Raw genomic sequence first — 18597 nt, 5'->3', positions numbered from 1 at the left:
CATGAGCCACGGCTTCGAGCTCAAGCCGGCGCGAGCCGGCATCGACCCGGACACGCCAGCGCTGCTGATGCCGCTGGCGAGGCTGCTGGATGTCATCAACCGCACGATGGTGGCGCTGGGCATGCTGGCACTGCTCGTCGCGTCCTGCGTGCTGACGTACAGCGTCATCTCACGTTACGTGATGAAGGCGTCGACGGACTGGCAGGACGAGGCCGCCGTGTTCTGCCTCGTCGGCGCCACCTTCATGTGCGGCGCCTTCGTGCAGCAACTGCGCGGCCATGTGGGTATCGAGGCGCTGGCCGGCCTGCTGCCCCGCGCCGTCAACCGCCTGCGACTGGCGCTGGTGGACCTGATGTGCACCGCCTTCTGCGCGTTCTTCGCCTGGAAGTCGTGGACGCTGTTCCACGAGGCCTGGGCCGAGGGGCAGACGACCTCCTCGTCCTGGGCGCCGCCGCTGTGGATTCCCTACAGCCTGATGGCCGCCGGCATGACGCTGCTGAGCCTGCAGCTGCTCGTGCAGCTGACCGCCCGCCTCAACGGGCTCTTCAACCCCTCTCAAGGAGCCCGCTGATGAGCATGCTCGTCCTTGGCTCGCTGTTCGGCGTCGTCACGCTGCTGTTCATGTTCTCGGGCGCGCCGATTTCGTTCGCGCTCGGCAGCGTCGCGTTGCTGTTCATGGCCTTCTTCATGCCGGCCTCGGCGCTCGACACCATCACGCAGAACGTCTACGAGGAGATGGCCAGCATCACGCTGCTCTCCATCCCGCTGTTCATCCTGAAGGGCGCCGCCATCGGCAAATCCCGCGCCGGGCAGGACCTCTACGCTGCCATGCATGTGTGGATGGGCCGCATCCCCGGCGGCCTGGGCATCGCCAACGTGTTCGCCTGCGCACTCTTCGCGGCCATGGCCGGCTCCAGCCCGGCCACCTGCTCGGCCATCGGCAGCGCCGGCATCCCGGAGATGCGCAAGCGTGGCTACTCGCCCGGCTTCGCGGCGGGCATCATCGCCGCGGGCGGCACGCTGGGCATCCTGCTGCCGCCGTCCATCACGATGATCCTGTACGCGGTGGCGGCCGAGCAGTCGCTGGGCCGGCTGTTCCTCGCCGGCATCTTCCCTGGCGTTTTGCTGGTGGTGCTGTTCGCCGTCTACGCCGGTCTGCGCTACCGCAAGGAGCACGCGCTGGCCGAGGCCGAATTCAAGCGCAGCGGCGCCGCGTCTGCGTTGCTGGCGAAGGAAACCTTCACGACGCGGCAGAAGTTCGAGATGCTGCCGCGCGTGGTGCCCTTCGTCGTGCTACTGGTGGGCGTCATGGTGGCCCTTTACGGCGGCTTCGCGACGCCGTCCGAGACGGCGGGCCTCGGCGCGCTGTTGGCGCTGCTGCTGATCGCCACAATCTACGGTGTCTGGCGACCGAAGGACGTGGCGCCCATCCTGACGGCGACGCTGAAGGAGTCGACCATGCTGATGTTCATCATCGGCATGTCGCTGCTGTTCTCCTACGTGATGAGCTACCTGCACATCAGCCAGGCCGCAGCCGAGTGGATCGTCGGCATGCAGCTGTCCAAGTGGGTGCTGCTCTTCGCGGTATTGCTGATGGTCATCGGGCTCGGCTTTTTCCTGCCGCCGGTCAGCATCATTCTGATGACGGCGCCCATCATCTTGCCGCCGCTGAAGGCGGCCGGATTCGACCTGATCTGGTTCGGCATCCTGATGACCATCGTCATGGAGACCGGCCTCATCCACCCGCCGGTGGGGCTGAACATCTTCGTCATCAAGAACATCGCGCCGGACATCGAGCTGCGCGACATCATCTGGGGCGTGCTGCCGTTCGTGCTGCTGATGCTGCTGGCGGTGCTGCTCATCTGCATCTTCCCCGGCATCGCGACGTCACTGCCCGATGCCGTCATGGGCGTCGTCAACGCCGCACGCTGAAGGAGGCGACGATGAACGCTCCCGCCTGGAACCTGCGCGACCGCCAGCGCCGCGAGCGACTGACCCGCGCGGCCACTGCCCTGGGCCCGCAGCTGCACGGCCGGCATGTCGCTACCGACGCCGCCGTCGCGCTGCTGGAGGCCGTGCTGCAGCCCGGCGACCGTGTCTGCCTGGAGGGCAACAACCAGAAGCAGGCCGACTTCCTCGCCCAGGCGCTGACACAGGTGGACGCGCAGCGCGTGCATGACCTGCACATGGTGCAGTCGGTGCTGGCGCTGCCCGAGCACCTCGACGTGTTCGAGACCGGCATCGCCAAGCGGCTGGACTTCTCCTTCTCCGGCCCGCAGGGCGGCCGGCTGGCCAAGCTGGTAAGCAGCGGCGGCATCGAGATCGGCGCCATCCACACCTACCTGGAACTGTTCGCGCGCTACTTCATCGACCTGACGCCCAAGGTTGCCCTCGTCGCAGCCCATGCGGCCGACCGACAAGGCAATCTCTACACCGGCCCCAACACCGAGGACACGCCGGCCATCGTCGAGGCCACGGCCTTTTCGGGTGGCCTCGTCATCGCGCAGGTCAACGAGATCGTCGACGTGCTGCCGCGCATCGATATCCCGGCCGACTGGGTGGACTTCGTCATCAAGGCGCCCCGCCCCAACCTCGTCGAGCCGCTGTTCACGCGCGACCCCGCGCAGATCAGCGAGATCCAGGTGCTGATGGCCATGATGGCCATCAAGGGCATCTACGCCGAGTACGGCGTACAGCGCCTGAACCACGGCATCGGCTTCGACACCGCGGCCATCGAGCTGCTGCTCCCCACCTACGGCGAGCGACTGGGCCTCAAGGGCAAGATCTGCAAGCACTGGGCGCTGAACCCGCACCCGGCGCTCATCCCCGCCATCGAGGCCGGCTGGGTCGAGTCCATCCACTCCTTCGGCTCCGAGCTCGGCATGGAGGACTACATCCGCGCGCGGTCGGACGTGTTCTTCACCGGTGCCGATGGCAGCCTGCGCAGCAACCGCGCCTTCTGCCAGGCCGCAGGCCACTACGCCTGCGACCTCTTCATCGGCTCCACGCTGCAGATGGACCTGCAGGGCAACAGCTCCACCGCCACGCTGGGCCGCATCACCGGCTTTGGCGGTGCGCCCAACATGGGGGCCGACGCCCGCGGCCGCCGCCACGCCAGCCCGCCCTGGCTCAAGGCGGGCAGCGAAGCCCGCGCCGGCCGGCCCGGGGCCGCCGGCACACCACGGGGGCAGAAGCTCGTCGTGCAGATGGTCGAGACCTTCCGCGAGCATATGCAGCCGGCTTTCGTCGAACGCCTCGATGCGTGGACGCTGCAGCAGCAGGCCGGCATGGCGCTGCCGCCGATCATGATCTACGGCGAAGACGTCAGCCACGTGCTGACCGAGGAAGGCATCGCCAACCTGCTGCTGTGCCGCACCGACGAAGAGCGCGAGCAGGCCATCCGCGGCGTGGCCGGCTACACGGCCGTGGGCCTGGCGCGGGACACGCGCATGGTCGAGAACCTGCGCGACCGTGGCGTCATCAAGCGGCCGGCAGATCTCGGCATCGACCCGCGCGACGCGACGCGCAACCTGCTCGCGGCGCGCAGCATGCGAGACCTCGTGCGCGCTTCCGGCGGGCTTTATGCCCCGCCCAAGCGCTTCCGCAACTGGTGAGGGCCCCAATGATGCAACCCGGACTCGAAACCCTGGACTACAGCTTCCCCGGAACGCGGGCGGCCGGCGCTTTCACGCCCGTGCTGGTCGGCGTCGTCGGCTCAGGCAACCTCGAAGTGCTGCTGGAGCCCGCGCCCGGCGCCGACTGCCGCTTCCATATCGAGACCTCGGCGCGCGGATTCGGCGCGATCTGGGCTGCCGTTGCGCAGGACTTCCACACCCGCCACCAGTTGGCCGGCGTGCAGGTCTCCATCCACGACATGGGCGCCACGCCCGCCGTCGTCAGCCTGCGGCTGGACCAGGCCGCGCAGGAGCTGCAGCCATGATCTCCTATGCCGAATGCTCGGCCCGCGAGCGGCTGGCGCTGCTCGTGGACGACGGCAGCTTCCACGAGTGGCTGCCGCCCGCGTGCAAGCTCACCAGCCCCCACCTCGCCCAACTGGGGGTGCCGTCGTCGTTCGACGACGGTGTTGCCATCGGCCGCGCGACGCTGACCGGCCAGCCGGTCTTCGTCGCCGCGCAGGAGGGGCAGTTCATGGGTGGCGGCGTCGGTGAGGTACACGGCGCCAAGCTCGTCGGCCTGTTCAGACGCGCGCTGCGTGATCGCCCGAAGGCCGTGCTGCTGCTGGCCGAGTCTGGCGGCGTGCGGCTGCACGAGGCCAACGCGGGCCTCATCGCCGTGTCCGAGGTAATGCGTGCGCTGCTGGAGGTGCGTGCGGCCGGCATCCCTGTCGTCGTGCTGATCGGTGGTGCGGGCGGCTGCTTCGGCGGCATGGGCATCGTGGCGCGCTGCGCCGATCACATCGTCATGAGCGACATCGGTCGCCTGGCCATGTCGGGTCCCGAGGTCATCGAAGCCTCACACGGCGTCGAGGAGTTCGATTCGCGCGACCGCGCGCTGGTGTGGCGGATCACCGGCGGCAAGCACCGCTGGCTGACCGGCGACTGCGACGCGCTGGTGGAGGACGACGTGGCGGCCTTCCGTGCCGCCGCCATCGCCGCTCTCGGCGCCGCCCGTCCCGTCACGCTGGACGCGCTGGAGGCCGAGCACGCCCGGCTGCAGACGCGGCTGGCCTTCGATGGCTCCGAGGCGCTGGACCTGTGGGCCAGCGTCGGCGTGGCCGATGCCGCCCGCGTCCCAGACCTCGACGTGGCCGGCGTGCTGGCCCTGGGAGTGCACTGATGGACTGGCAGACCCTCGCCACCCGGCTCTTCGGCGCCGGCCACGGCATCGTGCGCGACGGCGACTTCCTGCACGGGGAGGTCGAGTTTGACGGCGAGCCGCTGACCGTGCTCGGCACCACCGACCACGCACCCATCGGCGTCGCGCTGGCGCTGGCGCAGGCCCGCGTCGTACTGGACACGATGGCCCGCAACCCCGGCCGCGCCCTCCTGCTGCTCATCGACACGCAAGGCCAGCAGCTGCGTCGCCGCGACGAGCTGTTAGGCATCAACCGCGCGATGGCCCACCTCGGCATGTGCATCGACCTGGCCCGCCGCCGCGGCCACCGCGTGCTGGGGCTTGTGTACGACCAGGCACTTTCGGGCGGCTTCATCACCTCCGGCCTCATCGCCGACGCCTGCGACGCGCTGCCCGAGGCCGAGATCCGCGTCATGCGGCTGCCGGCCATGGCCCGCGTCACCAAGCTGCCCGAGTCGCTGCTGGCCGAGCTGTCCGAGGCCAACCCGGTGTTCGCGCCGGGCGTGCGCAACTATGTCGCCATGGGAGGCGTGCGCCGGCTCTGGCAGGGCGACCTGGCGCAGGCGCTGCGCGACGCGCTGGCCGACACGCCCACGCAGGACCGCCGCGCCGAGGACGGCGCCGCACGTGGCGGTCGGCGCCTGGCGGCCGATGTCATCCAGCAGGTGCTGGACGCCGCCTGAGCGGGCAGACGACCGCCGTCGACCCATGGCCTCGCTGCACCGCCACCAGATCGCCTGGCTGTCGGCCGCCGGCTGGAACCGCCTGCGGGCCGGCGCGTGGGATGCCGACGCGCGCGGCTGCCTCGCGCACTGGGCCGCGCACGGGCTGCCGCTGGTCATCACCCGCCAGCGCGAGGGCGACGACGCCATCGCGATGGGCCTGTGCGCCCCCAAGGCCTGGGGCTACCGGCGCCTGGCGCTGCGCGTGGACTGGCGCGAGGTGCTGTATTTCGACGAATTCCCGCCGCTGGCCGCCGTCATCCCGCAGCTCCCGGCCGACGCGCGCGCGCCGGCCCGCCAGTTGGTTGCCACGTTGCAGGCCTGCGGCGCCAGTGCGCGGGTCTACGGCAGCCACGGCTGGCAGCACCTCACGGGCCTGTCGCATGTGCGTGAGGGTTCCGACCTCGACGTCTGGGTCAGCGTCGGCAGCACCGCGCAGGCTGATGCGGTGGCGGCCGCGCTGGCCGACTTCAACGCGCCGTCGCGCCGGCTGGACGGCGAGCTGGTCTTCGACGGCGAGGCGGCGGTGGCCTGGCGCGAGTGGCAGGCCTGGCGCGGCGGTCGAGCGGCGTCGCTGCTCGTGAAGCGGCTGTACGGCGCGTCCCTGCCGCGCTCGCTGGAGGACGCGCTGGCATGAGCCGGGCCCGGCAGGCGCCGCGACCGGCGCAATTGACCACGCAGCAGATCGGCCGCGCCGCCATCCTGGCGCTGCACGATGAGCTGGCGCTGTCGCCCAAGCCCGGACTCGTCACGCTGACCGACCGCGGCAGCCACGACGACATGGACGCCCACACCTTCATGCGCAGCCTGTTTGCGCTGCGGGGGTATTTCGTGCGCATCGCCGAGCTGGGCGCCGAGGGCGCGCCGTTCGACGCGCTGGAGCGTTGCGGCATCGCCGCCGAGGCCCGCATGCTGGCGGCCACCAGCGACGTCAACACGCACCGCGGCGCCATCTTCATGCTTGGGCTGCTGTGCGCCTCGGCTGGCGCGCTTGCCGCGGCCGGCCAGGCGGCCACGCCTGAAGCGCTGCGCGCGACGCTGAGGCAGCGCTGGGGCGAAACGCTTCAGGCGCGCACCCACCGCCCGTCGACGCTCCCCGGCGGCATCGCCGCGCGCCGGCTGGGGCTACGCAGTGCATCCGCCGAGGCGGCGCTGGGCTTCCCGACGCTGTTCGAGACCGCGGAGCCGGCGCTGCGCCGCGGGCTGGCACGCGGCCTGCCGCCCGGCGCGGCGCGGTTGGACTGCCTGTTCGCCGTGATGGCCGTGCTGGACGACAGCAACCTCGCCCACCGTGGCGGGCTGGCAGGCCTGCGCTTCGCGCAGCGCGAGGCGGCAGCCTTCCTCGCCGCTGGCGGCATCGATCGCCCGGACGGGCCAGCGGCTGCCGAGGCACTGGCCGGCGAGTTCGTCCGGCGGAGGCTGTCGCCGGGCGGCGCCGCCGACACGCTGGCGGCCGCCTGCTGGCTGCAGCGCCTGGGCTGATGTCGCTCGCACTTCTGTTTCCCGGCCAGGGCGCCCAGCATCCGAAGATGCTGCCCTGGCTGCTTGCCCGGCCAGAGGCGCCGCCTCTGCAGACGCTGGGCGCCAGCCTCGGCGCCGACTGGCGCACACGCCTTGACGACGAGCACTGGCTGCAGGTCAACACTGTCGCACAGCCACTGCTGACCGCGCTGGCGCTGGCCGCGTGGCGCGTGCTGGCCGAGCGGCTGCCTCGCCCCGTGGCTATCGCCGGCTACAGCGTCGGCGAGGTGGCCGCTTTCGCGGCGGCCGGCGTGATGGACGACGCGGCAGCCCTCGCCTTCGCCGTCGAGCGCGCGGAGGCGATGTCAGACTGCCCTGCCGCCGCAGGCACCGGCCTGCTGGCGCTGCAAGGCCCACGGGCCGGCGAGCTGGCCGCGCAGGCCAAGGACCTGCACCTGGCCATCCGCATCGGCGCAGACCGCGTCATCGTCGGCGGACCGCGCCAGGCGCTGGAACGGCAAGCAGCCGCATGGACGGCGGCCGGCATGCGCTGCACGCCGCTGCCTATCAGCCTGGCCTCGCACACACCGGCGCTGGCGGGCGCCGCGGACGAGCTGGCCCTGCGTCTGGCCGTGATGCCGCTACAGCCACCCGTCACGGCTTTGGTGTGCAACTTCACGGGCACAGCCGTGCGCCAGCCCGCCGCGCTCGCCGCGGCACTAGCCGGCCAGGTGGGCAGCCCGGTGCTGTGGGACGACTGCATGGACAGCGTGGCCGAACGCCAGCCGCGCTGCGTGCTGGAAGTCGGCCCCGGTCGCACGCTGGCCGGCATGTGGGAGGTCCGGCACCCCGGCATACCAGTGCGCTCGGTGGATGATTTCCAGCAGCCCGAAGGCGTCTGGCGCTGGGTACAGCAGTCACTGGCCGATTGAGGCAGCCGCGGTCAACCCGCCGGCAGGAACAGCACGAAGCGGCTGCCCCCGCCGTCGCGCGGCAGGCAGCGCACGCTGCCACCATGGCGCTCGGCGATCTGCTTGACCAGGCTCAGTCCCAGGCCCACGCCACCTGCCATCTCGGCATGGCCGGGCAGCCGGTAGAACGGCTCGAAGATGCGCTCACGCAGCTCGACCGGCACGCCGGGGCCCCGGTCGGCCACGACGAACTCATAGCCGCCCGCTAGCGGCCGTAACGTCAGCTGCACATCCGGCCCGCCGTAGCGGCGCGCGTTGTCCAGCAGGTTGCGCAGGGCCCGCCGCAGCAGCCGCTCCTGGCCCAGCACGCGGGCCGTGTCAGTTTCCGGATCGAAGACCACTTCCGCCCGGGCGGCCTCCTCGGCGCCCAGTGCCAGCAGCTCGACCGGGTGCGGTTCGCCAACGGCGCTGCCCGCCTCCAGCCGACTCGCCAGCAGCACCTCCTCGACGAGCGCGTCCAACTCCGCGATGTTCACATCGATCTCGCGCTGGAGCCGCTCGCGTTGGGCGGACGGCGCGTCTTCCAGCATCGCGAAGGCCATCTTCAGCCGCGCCAGCGGGGAGCGCAGCTCGTGGCTGGCGTTGGCCAGTAGGCTCTGGTGGGAATGCAACAGCGTCTCGATGCGCTCGGCCGCCTGGTTGAAGCTGGCCGCCACGGCCGCCACTTCGTCGCGGCCGCTGTCGTCCACACGGTGATGCAGCTGGCCAGCGCCGAACCGCTCGACGCCGCGCTTGAGCGCCTCCAGCCGGCGCGTCAGCCGGCGCACCACAGGATAGGCGCCGACCGCGACGCCAACGAACAGCAGCAGGAGCACGATCGCGAGCGTCGACACGGCCGGTGCCCCAGGCGTGACAGGGCGGTGCAGCCACGGCCCCGCCCAAGGGCCTTCCTCCGGGCGCGGGGTCCGGGCCGCCGAGCCAGGACTGGCCGGCCCGGAGGCGGCGCTGGGTGGCCCCGGCGGCCGCACGGTGCGCACCATCTCCAGGCTGCGGCCGTCACCCATCTCAGCGCTGACGACGATGGCCCCTGGCTCGTCCGCGCGGCGCTCGAACATGGGCGTCGAAGCGATGCGCCGGCCCCGCGCGTCTTCCAGTGCGACCGGCATGCGCAGCCGCTGGCCCCAGTCCACGAACACTGCCGCCTGCTCGGCACGCGGCGCATCGGAGGGCGGCAGCGCCAGCTTCAGCAGCCCGGCCAGCGCGGTGAGGCGCTCCCCCGCTGTCGCCTCCACATTGACGCGCTCCTGCTCGATGTGACGCTGGAACAGCCACGCCGAGCCGAACGCAAAAGCCAGCAGCAATGCGACGAGCGTCAGGTAGATGCGGACGTAGAGGGACTTCAAGTGAGGTTCTCGTCGAGAACGGCGGGCCGGCCGCCGGGTCGCTCCCCGAACGGTCCGCGCTGCCGATGGGCTTGCTCAGCGACGCGAGGCCGGGCGAGGGGCGCCATCAGTCGGCGTCGGCGTCCTGCTTGCGGGCGAACACGTAGCCCGCACCGCGCACGGTCAGCACGCGGCGGGGGTTCTTCGGGTCGTCCTCGATGACGGCGCGGATGCGCGAGATGTGCACGTCGATGGAGCGGTCGAAGGCCTCCAGCGGGTGGCCCTTGAGCGCATCCATGATCTGGTCGCGGCTCAGCACGCGGCCGGGGCTCTGCGCCAGCACGACGAGCAGGTCGAACTGGTGGCTGGTCAGGTCGCAGATCTTGTTGTCCAGGCGGGCCACGCGGGCCGCCAGGTCGATCTCAAGCCGGCCGAAGCGCAGCACCTCGTCGCCGTCCAGCTTGGGTTCCAACCGGCGCAGCAAGGCCTTGATACGCGCCTGCAGTTCGCGCGGCTCGAAGGGCTTGGCGAGGTAGTCGTCAGCGCCCAGCTCCAGGCCCAGGATGCGGTCCATCGGCTCGCCGCGGGCCGACAGCATCAGCACCGGCTGATGGCGCCAGCGCGGATCACCACGCAGCGAACGGCAAAAGTCCAGGCCGTCGCCGTCCGGCAGCATCAGGTCCAGCACCAGCAACTCGAAGCGGCTGTGCGCCAGCGCCTCGCGCGCCTGCGCCAGGCTGCCCGCCGTGCTGACTTCGAAACCCGCGGCGCGGAGGTAGTCGCCCACCATGCCGGTAAGGCGGGCGTCATCGTCGATCAGCAGCAGTCGAGCACTCATCACGGGGGCAAGAGATTGGAACGGAGGCCGGCGCGCTTCTGCGCCGGTGGATCGGGGCTCAAGCATCGCAGAACTCCTCAAGCAGCGGTAATCAGCGCGGACGACGATCGGCCATGCGGTCCGTGTGCCGCTTCATGACCTCTGCGATCTTGGCGCGCTGCTCGGGCGTCAGCACACGGGCCGCATCGATGCTGGCCTGGCTCATGCGCTTGGAGGCAGCTTCATGCTGGGCACTCATCTGCTGGCGCAACGACTCGATGGCCGCAGCGTCGATGTTGGTCGCCGTGTAGAGCGCAGCCATCTGCTCGTGCAGCTTCATGCCCGCTTCGCGCTGACCGGCGAGGTCCTGCCGCGCGGCCTTGAAGATGGTATCGATCTGGCTGCGCTGCGCATCGGTCGCGTTGACAACGTCGAGCATGTGCTGGAGATGACCGCCGCCGAAGAAGCCGGCGTCCGGCGGGCCGCCGTGATGGCCGGGGCCGGGACCCGGGCCGGGCTGGGCTTGCGCGGCAACACTGCCGAGGGCCAGCGCGGCCGACACGGCGGCCACGCGGAACAAGTGCTGGAATCGGGTCGTGTTCATCAGGGTTTCCAGAAAGAGTGCGGGTGAGGTCATCTTCTGGGGGCCCTGTGAGCGATCGTTGGGCACGAAGTAAAGAACTGTGTCGCTTCGTGCACCCCGCCAGCCTGCGCGGCCTTATTTGATCGGCTTGAAGCGCATGCGCTTCGGGCGTGCGCCTTCCTCGCCCAGACGCTTCTTCTTGTCGGCTTCGTACTCGTGGAAGTTGCCGTCGAAGAAGAACCACTGCGAGTCGCCTTCACAAGCCAGGATGTGCGTGCAGATGCGGTCCAGGAACCAGCGGTCGTGGCTGATCACCATGGCCGAGCCGGCGAACTCCAGCAGCGCTTCTTCCAGCGCGCGCAGCGTTTCGACGTCAAGGTCGTTGGACGGTTCGTCCAGCATCAGCACGTTGCCGCCCTGGGCCAGCGTCTTGGCCAAGTGCAGGCGGCCGCGCTCACCGCCCGAGAGCTGGCCGACCATCTTCTGCTGGTCGTTGCCCTTGAAGTTGAAGCGGCCGAGATACGCACGGCTGGGCATCACGAACTTGCCGACGACGATGTTGTCCAGGCCGCCGGAGACGTCTTCCCACACGGTCTTGCTGCCGTCCAGGCTGGCGCGGCTCTGGTCCACGAAGGCCAACTTGGCGGTCTTGCCGATCTTGACCGTGCCCGAGTCCGGCTGCTCCACGCCCTGGATCATGCGGAACAGCGTCGACTTGCCGGCGCCGTTGGGGCCGATGATGCCGACGATGGCGCCAGCCGGCACCTTAAACGACAGGTTGTCGATGAGCACGCGGTCGCCGAAGCTCTTGGAGACGTTCTCGAACTCGATGACCTCATTGCCCAGGCGCTCGGCCACGGGGATGAAGATCTCGTTGGTCTCGTTGCGCTTCTGGTACTCGACATCGCTCAGCTCTTCGAAGCGGGCCAGACGCGCCTTGCTCTTGGCCTGGCGGCCCTTGGTGTTGGAGCGCACCCACTTCAGTTCTTCCTTCATCGCCTTGGCGCGGGCGTCCTCGGACTTCTGCTCCTGCTCCAGGCGCTTTTCCTTCTGGTCCAGCCAGTCGGAGTAGTTGCCCTTCCACGGGATGCCGTGGCCACGGTCGAGTTCGAGAATCCACTCAGCCGCGTTGTCGAGAAAGTAGCGATCGTGGGTGATGGCCACGACGGTGCCGGGAAAGCGCTGCAGGAACTGCTCCAGCCACTCGACCGATTCGGCGTCCAGGTGGTTGGTGGGTTCGTCGAGCAGCAGCATGTCGGGCTTGCTCAGCAGCAGGCGGCACAGCGCGACGCGGCGCTTCTCGCCGCCGGAGAGGTGCTCGATGGTGGAGTCCCACGGCGGCAGGTTCAGCGCGTCGGCGGCCAGCTCCAGCTGCAGGTCGGTGTTCTCACTGCCGGCGGCGGCGATGATGGCTTCCAGCTCGCCCTGCTCGGCGGCCAGCTTGTCGAAGTCGGCATCCGGCTCGGCGTAGGCCGCATAGACCTCGTCCAGCCGCTTCTTGGCCGCCAGCACGCCGCCGATGCCTTCTTCCACCGCCTCGCGCACGGTCTGCTCGGGGTTGAGCTTGGGCTCCTGTTCCAGGTAGCCGATCTTGATGCCGGGCATCGGGACGGCTTCGCCCTCAATCTCCTTGTCGACGCCAGCCATGATTTTCAGCAGCGTGGACTTGCCCGAGCCGTTCAGGCCCAGCACGCCGATCTTGGCGCCCGGGAAGAAACTCAGCGAGATGTCCTTGAGGATGTGGCGCTTGGGGGGAACCGTCTTGTTGACACGGTTCATGCTGAAGACGTACTGGGCCATGGGCAAATCCTGTGAGGCAGAAATGGCGGCAGGCCCCCGGAGAGGGCCTGCAATGTCGGTATTGTCACCGACGCCGACCGACGGGCCCGCTAGAATGATGTCCACGCCGCGCTTCTCAGTCTTGCGCGGCGTTTCATTTTCAGCAGCCCCGCACGCGGCCTGGCCTGCCCGAAGACTGGTGTCGCCTCCCCGGCGTCACGGCAGGCCCCGGTGTTTTGTCGGCGTGCCCTCCCCTTTCTAGGATTCGATGAGTTTCGACACCCTCGGCCTGGCAGCTCCGCTGCTCAAGGCCATCGCCGACGCCGGCTACACCACCCCCACCCCCATCCAGGCCCAGGCCATCCCCGCCGTCTTGAAGGGTGGCGACCTGATGGCCGGCGCCCAGACCGGCACCGGCAAGACCGCCGGTTTCACGCTGCCCATGCTGCAGCGCCTGCAAGGCCTGCCGAAGGCCTCCAACAAGTTCGGCCGCCCGGCTGTGCGGGCCCTCGTTCTGACGCCCACGCGCGAACTCGCCGCCCAGGTTGAGGAAAGCGTGCAGACCTACGGCAAGTACCTGCCCGAGCTGAAGAGCATGGTCATGTTCGGCGGCGTCGGCATGCAGCCGCAGGTCGACAAGCTGAAGAAGGGCGTCGACATCCTCGTCGCCACGCCCGGCCGCCTGCTGGACCACGCGGGCCTGGGCAACCTGGACCTGTCCAAGGTAGACATCCTCGTGCTGGACGAAGCCGACCGCATGCTCGACATGGGCTTCATCCACGACATCAAGAAGGTGCTGGCCCTGCTGCCGGCGCAGAAGCAGACGCTGCTGTTCAGCGCCACCTTCAGCGACGAGATCAAGAACCTCGCCGACCGCCTGCTGAACCAGCCGGCCCTCATCGAGGTGGCCCGCCGCAACCAGACCAACGACCAGATCGCGCAGAAGGTCCACCCCGTGGGCCGCGAGCGCAAGAAGGAACTGCTCGTCCACCTCATCAAGAACGGTGACTGGCACCAGGTCCTCGTCTTCACGCGCATGAAGCATGGTGCCAACCGGCTGACCGACTACCTGAACGACCAGGGCATCAGCGCGATGGCCATCCATGGCAACAAGAGCCAGGGCGCGCGCACCAAGGCGCTGGCCGACTTCAAGTCGGGCGACCTGACCTGCCTCGTGGCCACCGACATCGCGGCCCGCGGCATCGATATCGACCAGTTGCCCCACGTCGTCAACTTCGAGCTGCCTAACGTGCCGGAGGACTATGTCCACCGCATCGGCCGCACCGGCCGTGCCGGAGCCCAGGGCGAGGCCGTCAGCCTCGTCTGCGTGGACGAAAACGGCTTCCTGCGTGACATCGAAAAGCTCATCAAGCGCGAGATCCCGAAGGAAATCGTGCCCGGCTTCGCGCCCGATCCGAACGAGAAGGCCGAGCCCATCGTGCTGGGCCGCACCGTGCTGAACCCCAACGGCAGCCGGGGTCGCAACCCCAACCCGCCAGCTGGTGCGCAAGGTCGCGGCGGCCGTGGCGGCAACGGCGGTGGCCGCGGTGGCGACAACCGTGGCGGCCAACGCGACGGTGGCCGCCCGGCCAGTGGCGGCGGCAAGCCCCAGGCGCATGCCGGCCATGGCGGCGCCAAGCCCGCTGCAGCGCACACCGGCCACGGCGGTGCCCGCACGGCCCCGCGGCCGCAAGGCCAGCCCGGCCGTGACGGCGGCGCCCCGCGTCATAACAACGGGCCGCGACTGACCCAACCCAAGCGCTGAGCGCGCCGGCGTCATCGACACGACGGTCCGCCCTTCACGGGGCGGACCGTTTTTATTGGCTGATCTAATCGCGCGCCATGGCCCGTTCCCCGCACGACAACACGCTCAAATTGCAGCTGCCCGACGGCAGCGTCGTCACCGGCGAAGAGATGCTGCGCCGGGCCCGCGAGGGCGCGGCCGCGCGAACACCCGCCGCCGAGCTGGTCCCCGCGGCCGACCTACAGACGCTGCTGGACACCGTGCTGCTGCTTGGCGGCACCGCGAGCATCAACGCGGTGCTGCAGTGGCTGGCCATGAACGGGCGCCAGCGTGCCGACGGCAGCGGCTTCGACCACCATTCGGTGCGCGACGGCCTCCAGGTGCTGGCGGTGCAGCGGCGCGCCGAGTACCTGCAGGGCAAAGGCACCCGCGTCCCGCTGGAACACCATGCCGAACGCCTGCAGACACTGCTTCGGGCGCCCGAGGCCGAGCACTACTGGCGCCAACGACTGTGGCTGCTGGGCCCGGGCCGAGGCGACTGGCGCGACCCCATCGGCTGGGTCAACTTCCGGCACCTCGACGACATGCACGCGGTGCTGCGCCTGATGGTCTTTTCCGGCATGCCGGCCGCCGAGTTCCACGAGCTGCTCGCCACGCGGCTGATCGAGCTGAGCGAGCCGCTGCTGGCCGCGCAGGCCCTGCTCGACCCCTGGCTCCCCGGCCTGCTGCCTCAGATCGACCCTGAGCTGCGCAACGTCCTGCTGGGCCGGCTGCTGGACGCCCTGCCCCCGGGCCACACGGTGCGCAAGGAACTGCGCGCGTGGCTGAAGACCGACGCCGCCAGGCCGCTGGGCATTCCCCTGCGCACGCGCCTGGCCGAAGCCGACCTGCTGGCGCTGGACCTTGACGCGGCGGAACGCCAGCTGCAAGGCCTGGAAGGTCCCGGCATCTCGCTGCTGACGGCCACACGCGCGCTCGCCGCCGGCCGCTGGGCCGAAGCCAGCGCGGGCTTCGAGGCGGTCATCAAGACAGTGCACACCGCAACACGCAGTCGGCGCGGTGCGCTGTCTCTGGATGTCGCGCGTCTCTACCTGCTCGGCCTGATCGCCCAGGACGACCCCAAGGCCTGGGCGCAGGCGCGCAAGTACGCCATTAGCGAGTCCGGCAGCCGCAGCCCCACGGCCTACGACGACTGGGGGCTGTGGGCGCACGGCATCGGCGTGCGGCTGGGCGAGGACAGCTTCCTCGAAACCGCCTTCACGCCAGACGCCCCGGGTGATGCCGCCCCGGCCGACCGGCTGCTGCTGTGCGCCTGGCTGGGCAAGCCGGCGCCCGGCTGGACGTCGGCGCTTGGTGCGGACCTGCTTGCCCGGTTGCGTCCCGAGCAGGCCCTGCTGGCCGAGTACGTCGCCGCGGCGCTGCACCGTCTGCAGCTCGGTGGCGCCGAGCCCACACGCGTCACCAGCATGCTGAGCCAGCCGCGCCCGGCCTGGCGCGATGCGCTGGCCGCCATCGCCGCACTCAGCGACGACGGCAAGCCCGCCGGCACCGCCGCCAAGGCCGAGCTGGCCTGGCAGTTGACACTGGATGCCGCCGGCCGCGTCCACACGCTGGCGCCGTTGGAGATGAGCACCGGCGTGCGCGGCGGCCTGAAGTTCAAGGCCGTTACGCTGGCCAGGCTGAAGAAGCAAGGAGCCCAGCGCAGCCGCGACAACCTCGTGCTGCGTCACATCGAGCGGGACGCCTGGGCCGGGGTGCACGACCTGCGGCTGGACGTCAGCGCCGCGCTGGTCGCGCTGATCGGCCACCCGCATCTGATGCTGGCCGAAGCGCCGGGCCAGTGGGTGGAGCTGGCCGAAGGCCTGCCTGAGCTGGAGGTGCGTCGCGTGGACAACGGTGACTCAGCCGCCTTCGAGTTCCGCCTGCACCCGCCGCTGATCACTGCTGATCCGCCGCACGCCGGCGCGCTGTTCGGCGCCCAGGCCGAGGCCGAACGCGAGCGCCGCAACACCCAGCGCGTCGTCATCGAGGGAGCGGGCCGCGCACGGCTGATCCGCATCACGCCGACGCAGCGCCGCGTCGCCGAGCTGGTGGCGCAAGGGTGGCAGGTGCCGGCCCATGCCACCGCCGAGCTGGGCGCTGCGCTGCAGGTGCTGACCGGCCACTTCCAACTGCACTCCGACGCGGAGGCCGGCCAACGCGTGGCCGGCGACAGCCGCCTGCACGCCCGCCTCACGCCGCAGGGCGACGGCCTGCAGTTGCTGCTGGTGGCCCAGCCCTTCGGCCACTTCGGCCCCGCCGTCACGCCCGGCCAGGGCCGCGAGCGGCTGATGTGCCTGCACGAGGGCGTGAGCCTGGCGACCGAGCGCGACCTGGCGCTGGAGCGCCAGCACCGCGTCGACGTCATCGCCGCCCTGCCCTTCCTGGACCCCGAACAACCGCCCGACCAGCCCTGGCTGTTGGCCGATGCCGAGGACGCGCTCGCTGCCGTTGAGCGCCTGCCCGGGTTGCCTGGCATCGCCGCGCTGGCCTGGCCAAAGGGCAAGCCGGTGCGCGTGCTGCCGGTGGACGGCGCGGCCGTGCAGATCGAGGTCAGTAGCGGGCGTGACTGGCTGGCGCTGACCGGCAAGGCTCACGTCGACGAAGGCCGCGTGCTGGGCCTGCAGGAGCTGCTGGCGCTCAGCCGCGCAAGCCAGAGCCGCTTCGTGCGGCTGGCCGAGGGTCACTACCTGGCGCTGTCCGAGCAGCTGCGCCAGCAACTGCGCGACCTGGACGCGCTGGGCCAGACGAAAAAGGGCGAGCTGCAGCTGCCTGCCGCCGGCGCCGCGTGGCTGGAGCGAGGCCTGGCCGGCGTCCAGCTGGCTGGCGACGCCGCGTGGCGCACCCGCGTGGCGCAGCTCGAGGCCGCTGCGGCACTGCAGCCGGAGCTGCCGAAGTCGCTGCGCGCCGAGCTGCGCCGATACCAGGCCGACGGCTTCGCGTGGATGAGCCGGCTGGCCGCCGCCGGCTTCGGTGCCTGCCTGGCCGACGACATGGGCCTGGGCAAGACCGTGCAGACGCTGGCGCTGCTCATCGAGCGCAGCGCGCTGGGGCCGGCGCTGGTGCTGGCGCCGACGTCCGTGTGCGGCAACTGGGCCGCCGAATGTGCCGCCTTCGCGCCCGGCTTGACCGTGCAGGTCTATGCCGACGCTGCCGACCGAACGCAACTGCTGCAGGCCGCCGGCCCGGGCGACGTCATCGTGGCCAGCTACGCGCTGGCGCAGATCGATGCAGACGGTTTCGCGGCGCGCCACTGGGCCAGCCTGGTGCTGGACGAAGCGCAGGCGCTGAAGAACGCGGCTACGAAGCGGGCCAAGTCCGTGGCCGAGTTCCAGGCCGACTTCCGCCTCGCGCTCTCCGGCACGCCGGTCGAGAACCGGCTGGCGGACCTGTGGTCCATCATGAACCTCGTCAACCCTGGCCTGCTGGGCTCGCAGAGCCAGTTCAGCGAACGCTTCGCCGGACCGATCGAACGCCAGCAGGATGCCGCGGCACGCGCCCGCCTACGCCGCCTCGTCGCGCCCTTCCTACTGCGGCGGACCAAGGCCCAGGTGCTGCAGGACCTGCCGCCACGCACTGAGATCGTCCACCGCGTGGAGCCGAGCGAGCAGGAGCGCCATTTTCTCGAAGCGCTGCGACGCGACGCGCAGGCCGCCGTGGCTCAGGCCGCTGCCGACCCCGCGCGCGCTGCGCCCATGCAGGTGCTGGCCGAGCTGATGCGGCTGCGCCGCGCCGCGTGCGACCCGCGCCTCGTGTCGCCCGAGCTAGGCCTGGTGGGCAGCAAGATGGCCGAGTTCGAGCACATCGTCCGCGAGCTGGTGGCCGGCGGCCACAAGGCACTGGTGTTCAGCCAGTTCACCGACTACCTGGACCTGCTGGCCGAGCGTGTTACGCAGATGGGTCTGCCCTTCCAGCGGCTGGACGGCAGCACGCCGCAGACCGAGCGCACCAAGCGCGTCGCGGCCTTCCAGCGTGGCGAGGGCGAGGTGTTCCTCATCAGCCTGAAGGCCGGCGGCTTCGGCCTGAACCTGACGATGGCCGACTACGTGCTGATCGTCGACCCCTGGTGGAACCCGGCCGCGGAGGACCAGGCCAGCGGCCGCGCTCACCGCATGGGCCAGCAGCGGCCGGTGACCGTCTACCGCCTCGTGACGGCCGGTTCGGTGGAAGAGCGCATCATCGAACTGCACCGCGACAAGCGCGGCCTGGCCGAAGGCATGCTGGAAGGCGATGGGCAGGCCACGACGCTGGACGCCGCTTCCCTCGCCGCGCTGCTGGAGGACTGATGCCGCAGCCGCCGGCGCCGCAACGCATAGCACCGGCCCGGCGGCTTGCGCTGGATCA

The 18597-nt window shown here is 70.5% G+C and carries 15 protein-coding genes; 11 read left to right on the top strand and 4 right to left on the bottom strand.

The window, feature by feature from the left end:
- The first annotated feature begins 1 nt into the window (after nt 1).
- Genes LXT13_RS25010 through LXT13_RS24970 form a run of 9 tightly spaced genes read left to right on the top strand, consistent with a single transcriptional unit; the run spans nt 2 to nt 7930 of the window.
- Nucleotides 2–571 (top strand): TRAP transporter small permease, encoded by a 570-nt coding sequence (locus LXT13_RS25010; RefSeq protein WP_233375039.1) that lies wholly within the window; start codon nt 2–4, stop codon nt 569–571.
- Nucleotides 571–1932, top strand: a complete 1362-nt coding sequence (locus tag LXT13_RS25005) for a TRAP transporter large permease (protein WP_233375038.1) — start codon at nt 571–573, stop codon at nt 1930–1932. Before LXT13_RS25010 ends, LXT13_RS25005 begins: the two co-directional genes overlap by 1 nt.
- A gap of 11 nt (nt 1933–1943) precedes the next feature.
- Nucleotides 1944–3614: a malonate decarboxylase subunit alpha gene (mdcA, locus tag LXT13_RS25000; protein WP_233375037.1), complete on the top strand. Its 1671-nt coding sequence runs from the start codon at nt 1944–1946 to the stop codon at nt 3612–3614.
- A gap of 11 nt (nt 3615–3625) precedes the next feature.
- Complete coding sequence (gene mdcC / locus LXT13_RS24995; RefSeq protein ID WP_419964708.1) at nt 3626–3940, top strand: malonate decarboxylase acyl carrier protein; 315 nt, start codon at nt 3626–3628, stop codon at nt 3938–3940.
- The gene (locus LXT13_RS24990; RefSeq protein ID WP_233375035.1) at nt 3937–4797 is read left to right on the top strand and encodes a biotin-independent malonate decarboxylase subunit beta; all 861 of its coding nucleotides are present in this window, start codon (nt 3937–3939) and stop codon (nt 4795–4797) included. The genes mdcC and LXT13_RS24990 overlap by 4 nt, the downstream gene beginning before the upstream one ends.
- The gene (locus tag LXT13_RS24985) at nt 4797–5498 is read left to right on the top strand and encodes a biotin-independent malonate decarboxylase subunit gamma (protein ID WP_233375034.1); all 702 of its coding nucleotides are present in this window, start codon (nt 4797–4799) and stop codon (nt 5496–5498) included. The genes LXT13_RS24990 and LXT13_RS24985 overlap by 1 nt, the downstream gene beginning before the upstream one ends.
- Nucleotides 5499–5523: 25 nt before the next feature.
- Complete coding sequence (mdcG, locus tag LXT13_RS24980) at nt 5524–6174, top strand: malonate decarboxylase holo-[acyl-carrier-protein] synthase (protein ID WP_233375033.1); 651 nt, start codon at nt 5524–5526, stop codon at nt 6172–6174.
- On the top strand, nt 6171–7019 hold the full coding sequence (mdcB, locus tag LXT13_RS24975) for a triphosphoribosyl-dephospho-CoA synthase MdcB (protein ID WP_233375032.1): 849 nt from the start codon (nt 6171–6173) through the stop codon (nt 7017–7019). Before mdcG ends, mdcB begins: the two co-directional genes overlap by 4 nt.
- Nucleotides 7019–7930, top strand: coding sequence for an ACP S-malonyltransferase (locus LXT13_RS24970; protein ID WP_233375031.1), 912 nt, complete (start codon nt 7019–7021; stop codon nt 7928–7930). Before mdcB ends, LXT13_RS24970 begins: the two co-directional genes overlap by 1 nt.
- An 11-nt stretch (nt 7931–7941) precedes the next feature.
- Here LXT13_RS24970 and LXT13_RS24965 read toward each other — a convergent pair whose 3' ends face one another.
- The 4 genes from LXT13_RS24965 to ettA form a co-directional block, all read right to left on the bottom strand.
- Nucleotides 7942–9312 carry a sensor histidine kinase gene (locus LXT13_RS24965; RefSeq protein WP_233375030.1) on the bottom strand — a complete coding sequence of 457 codons (1371 nt, stop codon included), beginning with the start codon at nt 9310–9312 and terminating at the stop codon, nt 7942–7944.
- A gap of 106 nt (nt 9313–9418) precedes the next feature.
- Nucleotides 9419–10129 carry a response regulator gene (locus LXT13_RS24960; RefSeq protein ID WP_233375029.1) on the bottom strand — a complete coding sequence of 237 codons (711 nt, stop codon included), beginning with the start codon at nt 10127–10129 and terminating at the stop codon, nt 9419–9421.
- A 91-nt stretch (nt 10130–10220) separates the two neighbouring features.
- Nucleotides 10221–10712, bottom strand: coding sequence for a Spy/CpxP family protein refolding chaperone (locus tag LXT13_RS24955; RefSeq protein WP_233375028.1), 492 nt, complete (start codon nt 10710–10712; stop codon nt 10221–10223).
- Between the two features lie 114 nt (nt 10713–10826).
- Nucleotides 10827–12491 carry an energy-dependent translational throttle protein EttA gene (gene ettA, locus LXT13_RS24950; protein WP_233375027.1) on the bottom strand — a complete coding sequence of 555 codons (1665 nt, stop codon included), beginning with the start codon at nt 12489–12491 and terminating at the stop codon, nt 10827–10829.
- Nucleotides 12492–12738: 247 nt separating this feature from the next.
- Between ettA and LXT13_RS24945 the strand changes: the two genes are divergently transcribed.
- Together LXT13_RS24945 and LXT13_RS24940 are read left to right on the top strand one after the other, a co-directional pair.
- A complete protein-coding gene (locus LXT13_RS24945) occupies nt 12739–14235 on the top strand; it encodes a DEAD/DEAH box helicase (RefSeq protein WP_233375026.1) in 1497 nt (498 codons plus the stop codon).
- A 77-nt stretch (nt 14236–14312) separates the two neighbouring features.
- Nucleotides 14313–18539, top strand: coding sequence for a DEAD/DEAH box helicase (locus tag LXT13_RS24940; RefSeq protein ID WP_233375025.1), 4227 nt, complete (start codon nt 14313–14315; stop codon nt 18537–18539).
- Nucleotides 18540–18597: the final 58 nt, after the last annotated feature.

The organism is Pelomonas cellulosilytica (genome assembly GCF_021353265.1).
Classification (GTDB): Bacteria; Pseudomonadota; Gammaproteobacteria; order Burkholderiales; family Burkholderiaceae_C; genus Pelomonas; species Pelomonas cellulosilytica.
Note: the sequence above shows the minus strand (reverse complement) of the source record. Positions and strands in the feature narration are given on the sequence as shown.